This window comes from Nocardioides sp. 31GB23 (genome assembly GCF_040012395.1).
Classification (GTDB): Bacteria; Actinomycetota; Actinomycetes; order Propionibacteriales; family Nocardioidaceae; genus Nocardioides; species Nocardioides salarius.
Map to the genome: position 1 here is coordinate 1 of NZ_JBDYKJ010000043.1, position 17,647 is coordinate 17,647.

A 17,647-nucleotide genomic window follows, 5' to 3' on the forward strand; every position below is an offset into this window, starting at 1 on the left:
CCCCCCCCCCCCCCCCCCCCCCCCCCCCCCCCCCCCCCCCCCCCCCCCCCCCCCCCCCCCCCCCCACCACCTCGCAGGAGCCGGATCATGAGCAGCCCCGCCGTTCCCCTGGTCGTCGGCCGTCACCGCGCCACCACCGTGCGCACCATGGCTCCGCGTCGCAGCACGACCCCGGTCACCACCGGTGGCACGTCGCCGGCCCCCGCGCCGCGGCGACCCGTCCGGCGAACGGTCCGGGTCCTGCGCAGCCTCGGCCGGGTCGTCACCTCGCTGCTGGTCGTGGCCGCGCTGGCCTTCTTCCTGTTCTTCGCCATCGGCCCGCACGTGCTGGGCTACCGCACCGCCACCATGCTCACCGGCTCGATGGAGCCCGGCATCATGGTCGGCGACGTGGTGGTGACCGCCGAGCGGCCGAAGGCCGACGTGGCCGTCGGCGACGTGATCACCTACGCCATCCCGATCGAGGACCACCGCGTCGAGACCCACCGGGTCACCGAGGTCATCCGCGGCGAGGACGGCTCGGTCGCCGTGCGCACCAAGGGCGACAACAACCCGAACGTCGACCCGTGGGTCGCGACCCTCGAGGGCGACACGGTCTGGGAGGTCCAGGCCGTCGTCCCGAAGGTCGGCTCCGTGATCCGCGCCCTGCGCACCCCGGTCCTCAACGACGTGATCCTGTACGGCGCCCTGGGTGCGGTGCTCCTCCTCGGCCTGGGCCGCATCTGGGCCGGCGAGGACACCGACGACAGCGACGACGACGACGCCGACGACGCCGAGGCCTGAGCCGCCGCTTCCCGCTCCCAGCTCCACCGCACCGCCCGGGTCCGACCAGGACCCGGGCGGTTGCTGCGTCTCCGGCCCCGGCTCGGCGAGACGGCTCCGCGAGCCGGCGCGAGTTCCTGCCGGGCCGGCGTGAGCTCCTGGAGCTGGCGGCGTACGCCGTGAAGTAGCGCCGGCTCGTGGGGAAGTAGCGCCGGCTCGCGGGGAACTGGCGCCGGCTCGCGGGGAAGTGGTGCCGGGTCGCGGGGAACTGGCGCCGGCTCGCGGTGGTCTTGCGGGTTGCTTGTGGGAACGGGGGGTCTTTGCGGGGTGGTGGCTTGAGGTGGGGGCGTCAGAGTTCTGTTCATCGCCCCCGGACCGGCACTCGCCGGCCTCTAGACAAGGACTCCCCTCATGGCCTCGAACACCTCCTCCTCGAAGACCGCTTCTCGCAAGTCCGTCACTCGTGTTGCTGCCTCGGTGGCGCTGGTTGCTGGTGCGACGGCGGTGGCGGGTCTGGGCACGTTCGGTTCGTTCACGTCCTCGACCGACGCCACCGAGGCGGTGGCGTCGGGGGAGACGAGGATCGAGCTGGCCGGTCAGGGCACGCAGGGCCTGGACATGGCCGCGGTCGGTCTGGTCCCCGGGGACACCGTGGAGCGTGCGGTGCAGCTGAGCCGTGCTGGTGTGACCGAGGGGTTCGGGTCGGTGGCGTTGACCACGACGTCGGCGGCCGCGGTGCCCTCGATCCTGACCAGCAACGCCAAGGACGGGCTGCAGATGTCCATCGACCAGTGCGCCACGGCGTGGGTCAAGGCGGCGGAGTCGAAGAAGATGACCTGTGCCGGTGAGGTGACCTCGATCCTGTCCTCGGTGCCGGTCATCGCGGCGAACCGTGACCTGGCGGCGGTGACCAAGACCCTCAACGCCGACTCGAAGGTCTCGAACCTGCGGATCACCCTGGCCCTGCCCCAGAGCGCGGGCAACGACTTCCAGCTCAAGAGCGACAGCGTGAAGTTCGTCTTCGACGCCACCCAGCGCGCCGCCGAGGCCCGCTGAGGCTGATCGCTCCGGCCCTCGCGCCGGAGACACGTGTGGCCGCCGCGGAGGGAGCAGCGGCCACACGGCACGATCCGACTCCTCCACCACAGCACCACACCACCACCCCACCCACCCGCCGGCCCGGCAGGGCGTCGAAGGAGCCACACCGATGCGCGTCCTCGACACCGCTGTGATCACCCAGCTGGGCACGGACCTCGGTGACCGCGCGTTCGTCGGCCGCTTCGTCGGCACCTACCTCCGGATGCTCCCGGGCCGGGTGGGGCGTGTCCTGACCGCCCTCGAGACCGAGGACCACGACGACCTGATGGACGCGGTGCTGAGCCTGCGCACCTCCGCGAGCACCGTCGGGGCCGTCGCGCTGGCGAGCCTGGCCCAGGACGTCGAGCAGCACGTGCGGGCCGGTGACACCGTCGGCGCCCGGCGCGCCGTACGCCGCCTCTCGAGCACGGCCCAGCAGACCTGCCAGGCGCTGGCCGGCGTCGCCTCCTGACGCGCCTTGCGCGTTCCTTGAGCGAACCCACCGCCTGAGCGTGGGCTTCCCTGCGCCCGGCTTGCGTCCGCGACGGCAGAGTTCCTCCTGTCACCCCCCTTCCACCTTGGAGCGCTCCCATGACCAGCCCCGGATCGCACCGTCGCCCGAGCCCCCGTCGCCGTGCCTCGCGCCCGCGCAGCGGCGCCGGGAGCCGGCTCGCGGCGTCGCTGGCCCTCGTCGCCGGCGCGGCGGCCGTGGCGGGCCTGGGCACCTACGGCTCGTTCACGTCGTCGACCTCGGCCGCGGAGTCGGTCTCGGCCGGTCGCATCGAGCTGGGCCTGGCGAACCAGAACCAGGGCTTCAACGTGCCGGCGACCGGCATGGTCCCCGGCGACTCCGCCCAGCGCGCCGTCCAGCTGACCCGCGCCGCCGGCAGCGAGACCTTCGGGTCGGTGACCCTGAGCACCTCCGGCGGAGGGCTGCTCGCCAACGACGCGAACGGTCTGAAGATGACCGTCGAGCAGTGCTCGGTGCCGTGGGCCAAGGTCGGCTCCACGATGACGCTGGCCTGCAACGGCACCACCAGCACGGTGCTCACCCAGCGCGCCGTGCCCATGACCGGTCAGGTGCTGCCGGCCTCGACGCTCAACGCCGTGAACGGCACGAGCGCCGCCGCCAACCTCCGGGTCACCCTGGCCCTGCCGCTGGAGGCGGGCAACAACCTGCAGGGCGCCTCCGGCACGATCACCTTCACCTTCGACGCCACGCAGCGCACCGGCGAGAACCGCTGAGCCGGGCCCCGCGACCGGTCCGGGTCAGGCGGGCAGCGTCTCCATGCGGTAGCCGACGCCGCGGACCGTGCGGATCAGGCGCACGCCCTGCTGGCCGGCCTCGATCTTGCGGCGCAGGTTGCCCACGTGCACCTCGACGAGGTGGGTGTCGGTGGCCCAGTCGGTGCCCCACACCGAGCGCAGCAGCGCCTCACGGGTCCAGACCCGCGCGGGCGTGCGCATCAGCTCGGTGAGCAGGTCGAACTCGGTGCGCGTCAGGGTCAGCTCGGTGTCACCGTGGAACGCGCGGCGCCCGTCGACGTCGACGCGCAGCGGGCCGTGCTCGAGCAGCTCGTGGTCGGGCAGCGTCTGCACCGGGGCAGGCGCCGGCTCGGCGACAGCCGCGTCCGGCCCGCCCGGGACGCCGACCGGTGCGGCCAGCCCCCGGGGCTCCACGCGCCGGGGACGCCGGAACAGCGCGTTGACCCGCGCCTTGAGCTCGCGCACCGAGAACGGCTTGGTCAGGAAGTCGTCGGCGCCGGTCTCGAGCCCGAGCAGCCGGTCGATCTCGTCGTCGCGCCCGGTGATCATCACGACGTAGGCGTCGGTCAGCTCGCGCAGGCGCCGGCAGGTCTCGATGCCGTCGATGCCGGGCAGGCCCAGGTCGAGGGTGATCAGGTCGGGCTCCTCGGCGCGCACCGCCTCGATCGCCTTGGGGCCGGTGTCGACGGCGGTCACCGCGAAGCCCTGCGTGCCGAGCGTGAACTCGATCAGCGACCGGATGTCCTCGTCGTCCTCGACGACCAGTGCGCGGCGCTCGGGAGCGTCCTGGGTCATGGGTCGATCCTCCTCGACGCCGAGACGTGGGGGCGGCTCGACGGGCTTGCGGAAACCTTGCGGTCAGGCTCACGGGGCCTTGCAAAGCTGACGACAGACTAGGGCCTGCGGGGGAGGACCCCGAGCACTATCCCTGAGGAGACCATCCATGCACGCCATCGACCGCGTCCGACGCGCCGGGACGGTGCTGCTCGTTGCCGTGTTCCTCCTGGTCGCGCCGCAGATCGCGTACGCCGGGTTCTCGACGCCGAAGGCCTCGGGCCTCGCGGTCGGGGCCGCCTCGCTGGTGGCGCCGAGCTCGGTGCAGGGCTCGACGTCGTGCTCGACGTTCTTGTTCTGGGAGCGGTTCGACGTCTCGGTCTCGTCCTTCACCGACCCCGGCCCGGCCGGCAGGGCCTACACCTACACCTACGTCCTGTCGCGCAACGGCAACGAGGTCGACCGCGCCACCGGCACCGCGAAGCGAGCGTCGCTGTCGACGGGCACGGTGGGCCGTGGCGGCAGCTACACGGTGAGCATCGAGTCGAAGCTGGCCGGTTGGGAGGCTCCCACCTTCGAGGTGGGCAGCCGGTGCACGGAGGGCAACCTGTAGCAGCACCGCCGACGCAGCCCGCGCCCGAGAGGCGGGCTGCGTGTGGAGACGGTCCCGAGGTCCAGCCCTCCTCTACCCCTCGAGGCGGCAGGCCCAAACCTCCGGCATGATGCGACGGTGGCCCGCACCCTGCTCGACCTGCTGTACGACGAGGCGCCGCGCGCCGACTTCGACCGGCTCGTCGAGGAGGCGGGGGACGACCCCGAGGCCCGCCGCTCGTACGACGTCGCCTTGCGGCTGCGCGAGCTGATCGCGCGCCAGCGCTCCCGCGAGGCCGAGCTCTCGGCGCTCTACGACACCGCCAGCGACCTGACCGCGATCCGCGACGTCAACGCGATCCTCAGCGCGATCGTGCGCCGCGCCCGCCAGCTGCTCAAGGCCGACATGACCTACCTCTCCCTCAACGACGAGGGCGAGGGGGCGTCGTACATGAAGGTCACCGACGGGGCGCTGTCGGCGGAGTTCCGCACGCTGCGCCTGCCGCTGGGCACCGGGCTGCTGGGGCTGGTGGCCCAGGCGGGGGCGCCCTACTTCACCTCCGACTACCAGCACGACGAGCGCTTCGTGCACCGCCGCTTCGTCGACGACGCCGTGGCCGGCGAGGGGATCCGCGCGATCCTGGGGGTGCCGCTGGTCGTCGAGGGGCGGGTGATCGGCGCCCTGCTGGCCACCCACCGCACCGTGCGTCCCTTCCCGCCCGAGGAGGTCTCGCTGCTGACCTCCTTCGCCGCGCACGCGAGCGTGGCGCTCGAGAACGCCCGCCTCTTCGCCGACCTCGACGAGGCCAACGCCCAGCTGCGCGCCCAGGCCGAGGCCGTCGAGGAGGCGGCCCGCGCCCACGACCAGCTGACCGGTCTGCTGCTGCACCGCAGCACCCTCGCCGAGGTGGTCGCGGTGCTGGGCGAGGTGCTGGGCGGCAGCCGGGTCGCGGTCCTCGACGCCGACGGCCACGTGCTGGCCGGCGACGCCGCGCCCGGTCCCGGTCCCGGGCGCGCCGCGCTCGACCAGGCGGTCGCCTCGGGGTACTCGGTGGAGCTCGACGACGGTTACCTCGCCCCCGCCCTGGCGGGCCAGGAGCACCTCGCGACGGTGCTGGTGCACGGTGGACCGCGCCTGGACCGCGCGGGGCGGCGCACGCTGGAGCGCGGCGCCATCGTCGCCGGCCTGGTGCTGCTCTTCGCCCGCTCGGTCGACGAGGCGGAGGAGCGGCTGGGGGGTGCGCTGCTCACCGACCTGATCGAGGGCAGCGAGGCCGACCCGGCCCGGCTGCGCCAGCGCGCGCGGAGCCAGCGGCTGCGCCTCGACGCGGGCTGCGTGGTCGCGGTCGCGGAGGTGCCCGCGGGGGAGCGGCACCGCGCGGTGCGCGCCGCGGCCCGCCTGGCCCGTGCCGCCGAGGGCCTCGCCGTCGAGCACCGGGGCCGGCCGGTGCTGCTGGTGCCGGCCCACGACGACGCGCAGGCCGTGGGGCAGCGGCTGCGCGCTGCGCTGGCCGAGGCGTGCGGCGAGCCGGTCACGCTCGGGGTCGCCTCCGGGCCCCGGCACCCCGTCGACGGTGCGCTCCCGGCGGCGTACGACGAGGCGCGCCGCTGCCTCGAGGCGCTGCTGGCGCTGGGCCGCGTGGGCGAGTGCGCCGACCCGGCGGCCCTGGGGGTGACCCGGCTGCTGCTCGGCACGAGCGGGCCCGGTGAGCTCGACGACTTCGTGGCGCGGGCGCTCGGGCCGGTCCTCGACCACGACCGGCGGCGCGGCACCGACCTGGTGACCACGCTGGAGGCGTGGTTCGCGGAGGGCGGCCGGTCGCGGGCCGCGGCCGAGCGCCTGCACGTGCACCCCAACACGGTGGCGCAGCGGCTCGACCGGGTCACCGAGCTGCTGGGGGCCCGGTGGCGCGAGCCCGACGCGGCGCTCGACCTGCAGCTGGCGCTGCGGGTGGCCCGGCTGCGCTCGCAGCAGCCCGCGGACTGACCCAGCCGACCGGGGGTGTGCCGACGGCACACTTCCCGGTCGCGACGATGGTGGCCGGACACATGGACCGGTGTGCGGTCGGCCTCCTACCGTGAGCGCCATGAGCTCTGTGACCGCCGCCACGTCCGCCTCCCTGGAGGGCCGTCGTGCCCTCGTCACCGGCGGAGCCGGGGGCATCGGCGCCGCCGTCGTCGAGGCCCTGGCCGCCCAGGGCGCCCACGTCGTGGTCGTCGACCGCGACGAGGACGCCGCCGCCAAGGTCGCCGCCCGGGTGGGCGGCAGCGCCGTCGGGGTCGACCTGACCGACCCCGAGGCCATCGAGGCCCTCGACCTCGACGTCGACGTGCTGGTCAACAACGCCGGTGTGCAGCACGTCGCGCCGGTGCACGAGCTCGACCCCGCCAAGTTCCAGCAGGTCCACGACCTGATGCTGCGCGCGCCGTTCCTGCTCGCCCGCCGCGCCCTGCCCGGCATGTACGAGCGTGGCTGGGGCCGGCTCGTGCACGTCTCCAGCGTGCACGGCCTGCGCGCCTCGGCCTACAAGTCGGCCTACGTCTCGGCCAAGCACGGTCTCGAGGGCCTCTCGAAGGTCCTCGCGGTCGAGGGCGCCGGCAAGGGGGTCACCTCCAACACCGTGTGCCCCGGCTACGTGCGCACCCCGCTCGTCGAGGGCCAGATCGCCGACCAGGCGCGGGTCCACGGCCTGCCCGAGGACCGCGTCGTCGACGAGGTGCTGCTCGCCCGCACCCCCGTCAAGCGGCTGGTCGAGCCCGAGGAGGTCGCCGGCCTGGTCGCCTGGCTGTGCGGTCCGCACTCGGCCTCGATCACCGGCACCTCGCACGTCATGGACGGCGGGTGGACCGCCACGTGAGCCGCCCCGCGCCCGTACCCTGGCCCCGCCCCTCCAACCAGACAGGTCGGTGAACAGCTGATGATCGACAAGACGATCGGGTCGGCCGCCGAGGCCGTCGCCGACATCGCCTCGGGCTCCACCCTCGTCGTGGGCGGCTTCGGCCTCTGCGGCATCCCCTCCGTGCTCATCCAGGCCGTGCTCGACTCGGGCGCCGACGACCTCGAGCTGGTCTCCAACAACGCGGGCGTCGACGACTGGGGCCTGGGGCTCCTGCTCGGCGCCGGGCGCGTGCGCCGGATGGTCGCGTCGTACGTCGGCGAGAACAAGGAGTTCGCCCGGCAGTACCTCTCCGGCGAGCTCGAGGTCGAGCTGACCCCGCAGGGCACGCTCGCCGAGCGGATGCGGGCCGGGGGCGCGGGCATCGGTGCCTTCTTCACCCGCACCGGCGTGGGCACCCAGGTCGCCGAGGGCGGCCTGCCGTGGCGCTACGCCGCCGACGGCAGCATCGCGATCGCCTCGCCGGTCAAGCAGACGCAGGTGCTGCCCACCCCCGACGGGCCGCAGGAGCACGTGCTCGAGCACGCCATCCACGCCGACGTCGGCCTGGTGCGGGCCTGGAAGGGCGACCGGCACGGCAACCTCGTCTACAAGGACGCCGCCCGCAACTTCAACCCGCCCGCCGCGATGTGCGGTCGGGTCACCATCGCCGAGGTCGAGCACCTCGTCGAGCCGGGCGAGATCGACCCCGCCGAGGTGCACACCCCCGGGGTCTTCGTGCAGCGGGTGGTCGAGCTGACCCCCGACCAGGCCGCTGACAAGCGTATAGAGAAGCGCACCACAGGGGGGGCTCCGCCCCCCGTGGACCCCCCGAGGTCAACAGATTCCGTGAGGGAGGCCCGCTGATGGGGTGGAGCAGGGACGACATGGCCGCACGCGCGGCCGCCGAGCTCGAGGACGGGTCCTACGTCAACCTCGGGATCGGGCTGCCGACCAAGGTGCCCGACCACGTGCCCGACGGCGTCGAGCTGGTGCTGCAGTCGGAGAACGGGATCCTCGGCGTGGGGCCCTACCCGGTCGCCGGCACCGAGGACCCCGACCTGATCAACGCCGGCAAGGAGACCGTGACGCTGCGCCGCGGGGCGTCGTACTTCGACTCCGCGACCTCGTTCGCGATGATCCGCGGCGGCAAGGTCGACGCCGCGATCCTGGGCGGCATGCAGGTGGCCGGCAACGGCGACCTGGCCAACTGGATGGTGCCCGGCGCCATGGTCAAGGGCATGGGCGGCGCGATGGACCTGGTCCACGGCGCCCGGCGCGTCATCGTGCTGATGGAGCACACCGCCCGCGACGGCTCGGCCAAGCTGGTGCGCGACTGCACGCTGCCGCTGACCGGCAAGGCCGTCGTGCACCGGGTGATCACCGACCTCGGCGTCCTCGACGTCACCGGCAGCGGGTTCCGGCTCGTCGAGCTCGCCCCCGGCGTCACCGAGGACGAGGTGCGCGAGCGCACCGACGCCGACCTGGAGGTCAGTGCCGACGTTCGGCGATGAACGCCAGGCGGCGCAGCGTCTCGGTGTTGCGCCAGGCCAGCGGCAGGTCGCGCAGCGGCTTGGGCACCAGCCTGCCCGGGCCGCTGGTCGCGTCCTCCTCGATGGTGACCCGCGTGCGGTCGGTCCCGACCGGCTCGAGGCTGATCGTCACGCCGGCCTCGCCGCCGGGCCAGGCCTTGGCCTGCACCTGCAGCAGCTCCTCGGGCCGGCACTGCAGGACCTCGGTCTCGTCGTCGACGAGGAGCGGCCAGCTGCCCACCGAGTGGTACAGCCTGGAGCCCACCACCGGCCAATGGTCGTCGACCTCGCGCATCCGCGAGGCGCCGACCACCCACAGCGGGTAGAGCCAGCCGTCGGCCAGCACCTTCCACACGGCGGTCGGCGTCGCGGAGATCTCCCTGGTGTTCGTGCTCATGGGCCCTACTGTGTCCTGCGTGGCACCAGTCGAAACCGACCACGGGGGTGACCCGGCGGCGCGCGGTCCCGGCCGGCACCCCGCCGACGGGCACGACCTGATCCGGGTCCAGGGGGCTCGGGTCAACAACCTGCGCGACGTCAGCGTCGAGCTGCCCAAGCGACGGCTGAGCGTCTTCACCGGCGTCTCGGGCTCGGGCAAGAGCTCGCTCGTCTTCGCCACCATCGCGGCGGAGTCCCAGCGCCTGATCAACGAGACCTACAGCGCCTTCGTGCAGGGCTTCATGCCCTCGCTGGCCCGCCCCGAGGTCGACGTCCTCGAGGGACTGACCACGGCGATCGTGGTCGACCAGGAGCGGCTGGGGGCCGACCCGCGCTCGACGGTCGGCACCGTCACCGACGCCCACGCGATGCTGCGCATCCTCTTCAGCCGGGTCGGCCGGCCGCACGTCGGCGCCCCGAGCGCGTTCTCCTTCAACACCCCCTCGGTCTCGGCCAGCGGCGGGTTGACCGTCGAGCGCGGCGAGGGCCGCACCCGCACCGAGAAGGTCACCTTCGAGCGGCTCGGCGGGATGTGCCCGCGCTGCGAGGGCCGCGGCCAGGTCAGCGACATCGACCTGAGCGCGCTCTACGACGACTCGCTCTCGCTCAACCAGGGCGCGCTGACGATCCCCGGCTACTCGATGGAGGGCTGGTACGGCCGGATCTTCCGCGGCTGCGGCTACTTCGACCCCGACAAGCCGATCAGGGACTTCACCAAGCGCGAGCTGCACGACCTGCTGCACCGCGAGCCCACGAAGATCAAGGTCGAGGGCATCAACCTGACCTACGCCGGGCTGATCCCGCAGATCAAGAAGTCGTTCCTGGCCAAGGACATCGATGCCGTGCAGCCGCACGTGCGCGCGTTCGTGGAGCGGGCGGTGACCTTCGGCACCTGCCCCGACTGCGACGGCACGCGGCTCACGGCCCTGGCGCGCTCGGCGAAGGTCGGCGGGCACGACATCGCCGAGCTGTGCAGCTGGCAGATCAGCGACCTGGCCGCGTGGGCGCGGGGGATCGAGGAGCCCGGGGTCGCCCCGCTGGTCGCGGGGCTGCGCCACCTGCTCGACTCCTTCACCGCCATCGGGCTGGGCTACCTGTCCCTCGAGCGGCCCTCGGGGAGCCTCTCGGGCGGGGAGGCGCAGCGCACCAAGATGATCCGCCACCTCGGCTCCTCGCTCACCGACGTCACCTACGTCTTCGACGAGCCCACCATCGGGCTGCACCCCCACGACATCGAGAAGATGAACGAGCTGCTGCTGCAGCTGCGCGACAAGGGCAACACCGTGCTGGTCGTCGAGCACAAGCCCGAGACGATCCTGCGCGCCGACCACGTCGTCGACCTCGGCCCGGGCGCGGGGTCGGGCGGGGGAGCGGTGGTCTACGAGGGCAGCGTCGAGGGCCTGCGCGCCAGCGGCACCCTCACCGGCCGCCACCTCGACGACCGGGCCCGGCTCAAGGACGCGGTGCGCACGCCCACGGGTGTGCTCGAGATCCGCGGCGCCGACACCCACAACCTGCGCGACGTCGACGTCGACGTGCCGATGGGGGTCCTGGCCGTGCTCACCGGCGTCGCCGGGTCGGGCAAGAGCTCGCTGGTCGACGGGTCGCTGCTGGCACTCGCGGGCGCCGACGGCGGGCCGGGCGTGGTCGCGGTCGACCAGAGCGCCATCCGCGGCTCGCGACGCAGCAACCCGGCCACCTACACCGGCCTGCTCGACCCGGTGCGCAAGGCCTTCGCCAAGGCCAACGGGGTCAAGCCCGGCCTCTTCAGCCCCAACTCCGACGGCGCCTGCCCGGTCTGCAACGGCGCCGGCGTGGTCTTCACCGACCTCGCGATGATGGCCGGTGTCGCCGCCCCCTGCGAGGAGTGCGGGGGCCGCCGCTTCCTGGCCTCGGTGCTCGAGCACCGGCTCGGCGGGCGCGACATCAGCGAGGTGCTGGCCATGTCGGTCGAGGAGGCCGAGCGCTTCCTCGGCGCGGGCGAGGCGCGTGTCCCGGCGGCGCACTCGGTGCTGACCCGCCTGCTCGACGTCGGGCTCGGCTACCTCACCCTCGGCCAGCCGCTGCCGACCCTCTCGGGCGGCGAGCGGCAGCGGCTCAAGCTGGCCACACACATGAAGGAGAAGGCCGGGGTGCTGGTGCTCGACGAGCCCACCACCGGGCTGCACCTCGCCGACGTCGAGCAGCTGCTCGGCCTGCTCGACCGGCTCGTCGACGCCGGCCGCTCGGTGGTCGTCGTCGAGCACCACCAGGCCGTGATGGCGCACGCCGACTGGATCATCGACCTGGGCCCCGGGGCCGGTCACGACGGCGGTCGCGTCGTCTTCGAGGGCACCCCGGCCCAGCTGGTCGCCGACGCGAGCACGCTCACCGGCCAGCACCTGGCGGCGTACGTCGACGGCGGGCCCGCGCGCGAGGGCTGAGCCCACCAGGGCATGATCCGGTGCGTGAGCGCACTCGTCGTGGTGGCCGTGGCGGCGGTGGCGGTCTTCGTGCTGGCCGCGCTGGCCCAGGCCGCCAGCGGCTTCGGCTCCGCGCTGGTCGCGGTGCCCCTGCTGGGCTTCGTGGTCGGCCCGGGCGACGCCCTGGTGGCCGCGACCGTGGCCGGGCTGGTGCTCACCGGCGGGGCGTGGCGCCGCGAGCACGGCCACACCGACGCCCCCGTCGTACGCCGCCTGACCGTGGCCGGTGTCCTGGGGATGCCGGCCGGGCTGGCGGTGCTGCTGCTGGCCTCGGAGCGGGTGCTGACCTCGGTGATCGCGGTGGTGCTGCTGGGCACCGTGGCGCTGCTGGCGGCCGGCGTGCGGCTGCCCACCGGCCGCCGGGCCCAGTGGGGCGCGGGGGTGGCCAGCGGCGCGCTGCTGACCTCGACCGGCATGAACGGTCCGCCGCTGGTGCTGGTGCTGCGCGACGAGGCGCCGCACCGCTTCCGCGCCACCCTGCAGGCCACCTTCTGCCTGCAGGACGCCGTGGCGGTGGTCGCGTTCGTGGCGCTGGGCCAGGTCGGCGCACCGGTGCTGGTGGTGGCCGCCGCGGGTGTGCTGGGCATGCCGCTGGGCTGGCGCCTGGGCGACGCGGTCTTCCGACGGCTCTCGCCCGAGCGGTTCCGGGTGCTGGTGCTGGCCGGGCTGGCCGCGACCGGCACCGTGGCCCTCGTCGGCGCGCTGGCCTGACCGCTCGGCGGGGGCCGGTCTCGGCTAGGTTCCTCCCGTGAGCGCACAGGCCCCCTCCGCCGTCATCCTCGTCCGAGCCGAGAAGTTCGTGCCCAACCCCGCGACGGCCGCCGACAACGCCTTCCAGGCCGACGTGCCGGCCGGCCAGAGCAACGAGCAGACCGCGGCGGCGGCGCTGGCCGAGATGGACCTGGTCGCCGACGCCCTGCGCGGGGCCGGGGTGCGCGTGCACGTCTTCGCCGACAGCGACCACACCCGCCCCGACAGCGTCTTCCCCAACAACTGGCTCTCCACCCACGCCGGCGGCCAGGTGGCGGTCTACCCGATGTACGCCTCCAACCGGCGCCACGAGCGTCGCGCCGACGTGCTGGAGATGCTGAAGTCGTCCTACCGGGTGCAGACCATCATCGACTACTCCGGTCTCGAGCCCGACGGCATCTTCCTCGAGGGCACCGGTGCGATGGTGCTCGACCACGTCTCGCGGGTGGCCTACACGGCCGTCTCGCACCGCGCCGACACCCACGTCCTCGAGCGCTTCTGCACCGACTTCGGCTACGAGCCGATGGCCTTCGACGCCTTCGACGCGGCGGGCGTGCCGGTCTACCACACCAACGTGATGGCCTGCATCGGCACCGACGTCGCCCTCTTCGCGCTCGAGATGATCCACGACGAGGTGCGCCGCGAGGCGGTGCGCGAGCGGCTGACCGTCAACGGACGCCGCCTGGTGGAGCTGACCGAGGAGCAGGTCCGCGAGTTCGCCGGCAACGCCGTCGAGCTGTGCGGTCGCACCCCCGACGGCCGGCGCCGCTACATCATGGTGATGTCGGCGCGGGCGCGCCGCAGCCTGCGCGACGACCAGGTCGCGGCCATCGAGGAGTCCTGCGAGATCGTCGCGGTCGAGATCCCGACCATCGAGCTGGCCGGCGGCTCGGTGCGCTGCATGATCGCCGGGGTGCACCTCGACCGCCGGCGCCCGGGCCTCGAGCCCGAGCGCACCCCCGCGGTGGAGGCGATCGACGAGGACCCGCACACCCCCGACGGCCGCGACGTCGCCGGCGACGACTGAGCTACGACTGACCTACGAGGCCCCCGGCCACCGCGGCGGCGGCACGCTCGGCCGCCAGCAGCGCGCCCTCGACGTGGCCGGCGAAGGCCCCCGCGGTCTCGGTGGAGGCCCAGTGCAGGCGCCCGCCCAGGGCGGGGGCCCGCAGCAGCGGGTGCCCGTAGAGCGAGTGGTCGGCCGGGCGTGAGGCGGCGTCGGCCGGGCTGGTCCACGCCTCGCTGCTCCAGTCGACGACGGTGAGGCTGCGCGGCTCGGCGCCGCGGGGCCCGAGGAGCCGCCCGAGCTGGGCGCGCACCCGCTCCTCGGCGTCGGCGCCCACCAGCGCCGAGGGCGCGAACCCGAGGACCGCGGCGGGCACCCCACCAGGGCCCGACATGTCGTGGAGCTCCTGCACCGGCCCGAGCCGGCTGGCGCCGGCTCCCGCGAGGCCGGCCTCGCGCCAGAAGGGCGCGTCGTAGACCGCCACGACCTTCGCCACCCGGCCCATCCAGGTCGGCACGGCGCGCGCGAGGCGCACCAGCTCCTCGGGCAGCTCGGCCGGCAGCTCGACGGTGTCGACGGCGACCGAGGGCGGCAGCGCGAGCACCACGTGCCGGGCGTGCCAGCGCCGCCCGCGCGCCTCCACCTCGAGCCGGCCGCCGGGTGCGCCCGCCACCCGCCGTACCGGGTGCTCGAGCAGCAGGCAGCCGGGCGGCAGCCCGGCTGCCAGCTCGTCGGTGAGCGCGGCGGCGCCCCCGCTGTAGCGGTGCGCCGGCACGTCGATGAGGTTGCCGGGGTGGCGCTGCACCCCGTGGAGGTCCTCCACCACCGTGTCGCCGGCCAGGTGCTGGGCGTACGTCGTCACGCCCAGGCGGCGCGCCAGCGCGAGCACCCGCTGCTCACCGTCCCAGCACCACGTGGCGCCCAGGTCGAGCCCGTCGGGCGTGCTGAGCAGCCGGCCGCCGGTGCGCGACCGCGCCTCGAGCACCACCACGTCGTGCCCGGCGCCGACCAGCACGTCGGCGGCCGCGAGACCGCCGATGCCGGCACCCACGACCACGACGTCCACCCGCGCGGCCACGTCCACCTCGTCCATCCCCCGAGTCTGGTCCCACCCCCGAGGTGGGGGCGCACCCGGGGCGGGCCGCTCCGCCACCGCGACGATGCCCCGGATGGGGCATGTCGCCGGCCCGCCCACCGGCGTAGCGTGCGGACATGGACGGACCCGAGCCCGTCGTCCTGGGCCCTGAGGACGGCGACATCTCGCCCTCGGGTCGCGTGCGCGACCGGTTCATGCTCGAGGCGCACCAGACCGGTGGACGCTTCGCGTTGGTCGAGCACCGCTTCGAGCCGCACTCGCTGGCCGCGCCGATGCACCGCCACGCCCACGAGGACGAGTACACCTTCGTGCTCGAGGGCAGCATCGGAGCGGTCCTGGGCGGCCGCGAGGTGCTCGCCCGGGTCGGCGACCTGGTGCACAAGCCGCGCGGGCAGTGGCACACCTTCTGGAACCCCGGCGACGAGGAGGCGCGGGTGCTCGAGCTGATCTCGCCGGGAGGCTTCGAGCAGCTCTTCCGCGACCTGATGACCGCGCCCGTCGAGGACCCCGCCGACCTGGCGGTCGCCGGGGCGGCGTACGGCGTCGAGATCGACATGGACGCCACGGCGCGGCTCCTCGAGGAGCACGCAGGGCTCTTCGAGCCCTGACCACAGCGACCCGTCGGCCCCGGCCCGGGGGAGGACCGGGCCGGAGCCGACGGGTGGCGGTTCAGCCGGTGGTGGTGGCGAAGCGTTCCCAGACGCGGTGCGAGGCCATCAGCTCCTGCACCTCGGTGAGCACCTGCGTGGCGTCCTCACCGCTGACCACGCCCGCCGCGCCCGCGCAGCCGGCCAGGTCGAGCACCCGGCCGCCCGCACCCCAGGCGCCGATGGCCTTGGCGTGCCGGAAGGCCTCCTCGACCAGCAGCAGGACCCGCGGGTCGACGCTGCTGGCGTCCTCGGCGCCCGCCTTGGCGTCGCGCTGCGGAAGCGCGTCGGGGGCCGGCGCCGGGGCGCCGGCCAGCAGCACCACGTCGAGCTCGATGGAGCGCACGGTGGCGAAGGTGCGCTGCACCGGGACGCCGTCGACCGTGCCGCCGTGCGGGGCCACGACCAGCGGCACCATGCCGGCCTCGAAGACGGCCCGGCGCACCGCCTCGACGCCGTCGAGCCCGGCGTCGGGGTCGACGACGATGCCCACGAGCCGTCCGTCGGGCGGCCACGCGCCACCCACCTGCGAGAGTGCGGGGCTCGGCGTGGCCTCGGCCAGCGGCACCGTGGGCTCGGGGGCCTCCAGGCCCAGGCCGGTGGCGACCTCCGAGCAGAGCACCGGGTCGATGTTGGCCAGGCTCTGCAGCTGGCGCTGCTTGACCGCCTCCTCGTAGCACTTGCCCAGCTCGAAGGTGTAGGCGCGGATGATGTGCTCCTGCTCGACCGCGCTCATGCTGAGCCAGAACAGGCGCGCCTGGCTGTAGTGGTCGTCGTACGACGCCGCCGCGTCGCGCACCTTCGAGGCCTCCGGCACGCGCACCGGCAGGTCCTTGAAGGCCGAGGCGTCCGCGTCGCCCCCGGCCGTGAAGGGGCACCCGCCGTCGAGCGAGTTCGGCGAGTACGGCGCCACCCCGGTGTGCACGCCGTGCTGGTGCAACCCGTCGCGCAGCATGTCGTTGACCGGTGCGTGCGGCCGGTTGATGGGCAGCTGCGAGAAGTTGGGCCCGCCCAGCCGGGTCAGCTGGGTGTCGAGGTAGGAGAAGAGCCGCGCCTGCAGCAGCGGGTCGTCGGTGACGTCGATGCCCGGGGGCAGGTGACCGACGTGGAAGGCGACCTGCTCGGTCTCGGCGAAGTAGTTCGTCGGGTTGGCGGTGAGCACCATCAGCCCGACCGGCTGCACCGGCGCGATCTCCTCGGGCACGATCTTGGTCGGGTCGAGCAGGTCGATGCCCTCGTAGGTCTGCTCGGGGGTGTCGGGGAAGACCTGCACGCCCAGCTCCCAGGCGGGGTAGGCCCCGGCCTCGATGGCGTCGGCCAGGTCGCGGCGGTGGAAGTCGGGGTCGAAGCCGTTGGCCAGCTGCGCCTCCTCCCAGGTCAGCGAGTGCACGCCCAGGCGCGGCTTCCAGTGGAACTTCACCAGGGAGGTCTCGCCGTCCTCGTTCTCGCACCGGAACGTGTGGACGCCGAAGCCCTCCATCATCCGGTAGGAGCGCGGGATGCCGCGGTCGGACATGTTCCACATCGTGTGGTGCTGGGCCTCGGTGTGCAGCGAGACGAAGTCCCAGAAGGTGTCGTGGGCGCTCTGCGCCTGCGGGATCTCCCGGTCGGGGTGCGGCTTGCCGGCGTGGATGACGTCGGGGAACTTGATGCCGTCCTGGATGAAGAAGACCGGGATGTTGTTGCCGACCAGGTCGAAGGTGCCCTCGTCGGTGTAGAACTTCGTCGCGAAGCCCCGGGTGTCGCGCACGGTGTCGGCCGAGCCGCGCGAGCCCAGCACGGTGGAGAAGCGCACGAAGACCGGGGTCTCCTTGCCGTCGGCGAGGAAGCCGGCGCGGCTGATCGACGAGGCGGTGCCGTAGCCGACGAAGACGCCGTGCGCCGCGGCGCCGCGCGCGTGCACGACCCGCTCGGGGATGCGCTCGTGGTCGAAGTGGGTGATCTTCTCGCGCAGGTGGTGGTCCTGCAGCAGGGTCGGGCCGCGCTCGCCGGCCTTGAGCGAGTGGTCGGTCTCGCGCAGCCGGGCGCCCTGCGAGGTGGTCAGGTGGGCGCCCTGCTGGGCCCGGGCGTTGCGGGGGGCGCCGGTGTCGGTGCCGGTCGCGGTGCGCGGCTGCGGCTCGGCCTGGTCGGGCTTGGGCGGCAGCGGCTCGCGCGGCCGGGTCGGCTCGGCCAGCGACGGCGGCTCGCTGCCGGGGGTGCCGGGCACCGCCGGTTCGCTGGCCGCGCCGGCGGCGTCGGCGAGACCGGCGACGACGCGGTCGAAGGTGTCCTTGGCCAGCTTCTTGGGATCCACGAGATGGTTCTCCTTGCTCGGGAGCAGTTGGGACGGCTCCCAGCCCACCAGGACCGACCGGGTTCCTGCTTGCCCCT

The 17,647-nt window shown here is 74.1% G+C and carries 17 protein-coding genes; 13 read left to right on the plus strand and 4 right to left on the minus strand.

All coding sequences use genetic code 11. The features are described 5' to 3' along the window. Positions 1–87: 87 nt before the first annotated feature. From ABKW28_RS14385 to ABKW28_RS14400, 4 genes are all read left to right on the plus strand, one after another. A complete protein-coding gene (locus ABKW28_RS14385) occupies positions 88–783 on the plus strand; it encodes a signal peptidase I (RefSeq protein WP_348610771.1) in 696 nt (231 codons plus the stop codon). Between the two features lie 390 nt (positions 784–1,173). After that, positions 1,174–1,818, plus strand: coding sequence for a hypothetical protein (locus tag ABKW28_RS14390; RefSeq protein WP_348610774.1), 645 nt, complete (start codon positions 1,174–1,176; stop codon positions 1,816–1,818). 151 nt (positions 1,819–1,969) lie between these two features. Continuing rightward, the gene (locus ABKW28_RS14395; RefSeq protein WP_348610777.1) at positions 1,970–2,311 is read left to right on the plus strand and encodes an Hpt domain-containing protein; all 342 of its coding nucleotides are present in this window, start codon (positions 1,970–1,972) and stop codon (positions 2,309–2,311) included. A gap of 119 nt (positions 2,312–2,430) precedes the next feature. Further along, positions 2,431–3,084, plus strand: coding sequence for a TasA family protein (locus tag ABKW28_RS14400; protein ID WP_348610780.1), 654 nt, complete (start codon positions 2,431–2,433; stop codon positions 3,082–3,084). Between the two features lie 24 nt (positions 3,085–3,108). Here ABKW28_RS14400 and ABKW28_RS14405 read toward each other — a convergent pair whose 3' ends face one another. Then, positions 3,109–3,900 carry a response regulator transcription factor gene (locus tag ABKW28_RS14405; RefSeq protein ID WP_348610783.1) on the minus strand — a complete coding sequence of 264 codons (792 nt, stop codon included), beginning with the start codon at positions 3,898–3,900 and terminating at the stop codon, positions 3,109–3,111. A 148-nt stretch (positions 3,901–4,048) separates the two neighbouring features. On the opposite strand from ABKW28_RS14405, the gene ABKW28_RS14410 reads away from it, so the two are divergent. The 5 genes from ABKW28_RS14410 to ABKW28_RS14430 all read left to right on the plus strand — a co-directional run bounded on the left by ABKW28_RS14410 (position 4,049) and on the right by ABKW28_RS14430 (position 8,860). Beyond that, entirely contained in the window at positions 4,049–4,492 is a 444-nt protein-coding gene (locus tag ABKW28_RS14410) for a hypothetical protein (RefSeq protein WP_348610786.1), read from the plus strand. A 117-nt stretch (positions 4,493–4,609) separates the two neighbouring features. Then, positions 4,610–6,457, plus strand: coding sequence for a GAF domain-containing protein (locus tag ABKW28_RS14415; protein ID WP_348610789.1), 1,848 nt, complete (start codon positions 4,610–4,612; stop codon positions 6,455–6,457). 100 nt (positions 6,458–6,557) lie between these two features. After that, entirely contained in the window at positions 6,558–7,328 is a 771-nt protein-coding gene (locus ABKW28_RS14420; RefSeq protein ID WP_348610792.1) for a 3-hydroxybutyrate dehydrogenase, read from the plus strand. Positions 7,329–7,388: 60 nt separating this feature from the next. Continuing rightward, a complete protein-coding gene (locus ABKW28_RS14425; RefSeq protein ID WP_348610795.1) occupies positions 7,389–8,213 on the plus strand; it encodes a CoA transferase subunit A in 825 nt (274 codons plus the stop codon). Continuing rightward, entirely contained in the window at positions 8,213–8,860 is a 648-nt protein-coding gene (locus ABKW28_RS14430; RefSeq protein ID WP_341231617.1) for a 3-oxoacid CoA-transferase subunit B, read from the plus strand. The genes ABKW28_RS14425 and ABKW28_RS14430 overlap by 1 nt, the downstream gene beginning before the upstream one ends. Here ABKW28_RS14430 and ABKW28_RS14435 read toward each other — a convergent pair. Next, positions 8,838–9,275, minus strand: a complete 438-nt coding sequence (locus ABKW28_RS14435) for an SRPBCC family protein (RefSeq protein ID WP_193669231.1) — start codon at positions 9,273–9,275, stop codon at positions 8,838–8,840. The genes ABKW28_RS14430 and ABKW28_RS14435 overlap by 23 nt on opposite strands. Before the next feature lie 97 nt (positions 9,276–9,372). Here ABKW28_RS14435 and ABKW28_RS14440 point away from each other — a divergent pair, with 97 nt between their 5' ends. The 3 genes from ABKW28_RS14440 to ABKW28_RS14450 are packed head-to-tail and all read left to right on the plus strand — an operon-like array spanning position 9,373 to position 13,555. After that, on the plus strand, positions 9,373–11,739 hold the full coding sequence (locus ABKW28_RS14440; protein WP_348610873.1) for an excinuclease ABC subunit UvrA: 2,367 nt from the start codon (positions 9,373–9,375) through the stop codon (positions 11,737–11,739). Positions 11,740–11,763: 24 nt separating this feature from the next. Further along, a complete protein-coding gene (locus tag ABKW28_RS14445; protein ID WP_348610798.1) occupies positions 11,764–12,489 on the plus strand; it encodes a sulfite exporter TauE/SafE family protein in 726 nt (241 codons plus the stop codon). 37 nt (positions 12,490–12,526) lie between these two features. After that, a complete protein-coding gene (locus ABKW28_RS14450; protein ID WP_193669234.1) occupies positions 12,527–13,555 on the plus strand; it encodes an arginine deiminase-related protein in 1,029 nt (342 codons plus the stop codon). A gap of 1 nt (position 13,556) precedes the next feature. Here the strand turns inward: ABKW28_RS14450 and ABKW28_RS14455 are convergent, their stop codons facing one another. Next, positions 13,557–14,627, minus strand: coding sequence for an FAD-dependent oxidoreductase (locus ABKW28_RS14455; protein ID WP_348610801.1), 1,071 nt, complete (start codon positions 14,625–14,627; stop codon positions 13,557–13,559). 119 nt (positions 14,628–14,746) lie between these two features. On the opposite strand from ABKW28_RS14455, the gene ABKW28_RS14460 reads away from it, so the two are divergent. Beyond that, a complete protein-coding gene (locus tag ABKW28_RS14460; RefSeq protein ID WP_348610804.1) occupies positions 14,747–15,238 on the plus strand; it encodes a cupin domain-containing protein in 492 nt (163 codons plus the stop codon). Positions 15,239–15,299: 61 nt separating this feature from the next. On the opposite strand, the gene ABKW28_RS14465 is transcribed toward ABKW28_RS14460, so the two are convergent. After that, a complete protein-coding gene (locus tag ABKW28_RS14465; protein WP_348610807.1) occupies positions 15,300–17,570 on the minus strand; it encodes a catalase in 2,271 nt (756 codons plus the stop codon). Positions 17,571–17,647: the final 77 nt, after the last annotated feature.

What these genes read in the sequence shown, in the direction of transcription:
- ABKW28_RS14460 (WP_348610804.1), top strand. Translation starts at nt 14,747, where the DNA reads ATGGACGGACCCGAGCCCGTCGTCCTGGGCCCTGAGGACGGCGACATC.
- ABKW28_RS14425 (WP_348610795.1), top strand. Translation starts at nt 7,389, where the DNA reads ATGATCGACAAGACGATCGGGTCGGCCGCCGAGGCCGTCGCCGACATC.
- ABKW28_RS14435 (WP_193669231.1), bottom strand. Translation starts at nt 9,275, where the DNA reads ATGAGCACGAACACCAGGGAGATCTCCGCGACGCCGACCGCCGTGTGG.
- ABKW28_RS14400 (WP_348610780.1), top strand. Translation starts at nt 2,431, where the DNA reads ATGACCAGCCCCGGATCGCACCGTCGCCCGAGCCCCCGTCGCCGTGCC.
- ABKW28_RS14395 (WP_348610777.1), top strand. Translation starts at nt 1,970, where the DNA reads ATGCGCGTCCTCGACACCGCTGTGATCACCCAGCTGGGCACGGACCTC.
- ABKW28_RS14420 (WP_348610792.1), top strand. Translation starts at nt 6,558, where the DNA reads ATGAGCTCTGTGACCGCCGCCACGTCCGCCTCCCTGGAGGGCCGTCGT.
- ABKW28_RS14385 (WP_348610771.1), top strand. Translation starts at nt 88, where the DNA reads ATGAGCAGCCCCGCCGTTCCCCTGGTCGTCGGCCGTCACCGCGCCACC.
- ABKW28_RS14390 (WP_348610774.1), top strand. Translation starts at nt 1,174, where the DNA reads ATGGCCTCGAACACCTCCTCCTCGAAGACCGCTTCTCGCAAGTCCGTC.
- ABKW28_RS14455 (WP_348610801.1), bottom strand. Translation starts at nt 14,627, where the DNA reads ATGGACGAGGTGGACGTGGCCGCGCGGGTGGACGTCGTGGTCGTGGGT.
- ABKW28_RS14405 (WP_348610783.1), bottom strand. Translation starts at nt 3,900, where the DNA reads ATGACCCAGGACGCTCCCGAGCGCCGCGCACTGGTCGTCGAGGACGAC.
- ABKW28_RS14430 (WP_341231617.1), top strand. Translation starts at nt 8,213, where the DNA reads ATGGGGTGGAGCAGGGACGACATGGCCGCACGCGCGGCCGCCGAGCTC.
- ABKW28_RS14410 (WP_348610786.1), top strand. Translation starts at nt 4,049, where the DNA reads ATGCACGCCATCGACCGCGTCCGACGCGCCGGGACGGTGCTGCTCGTT.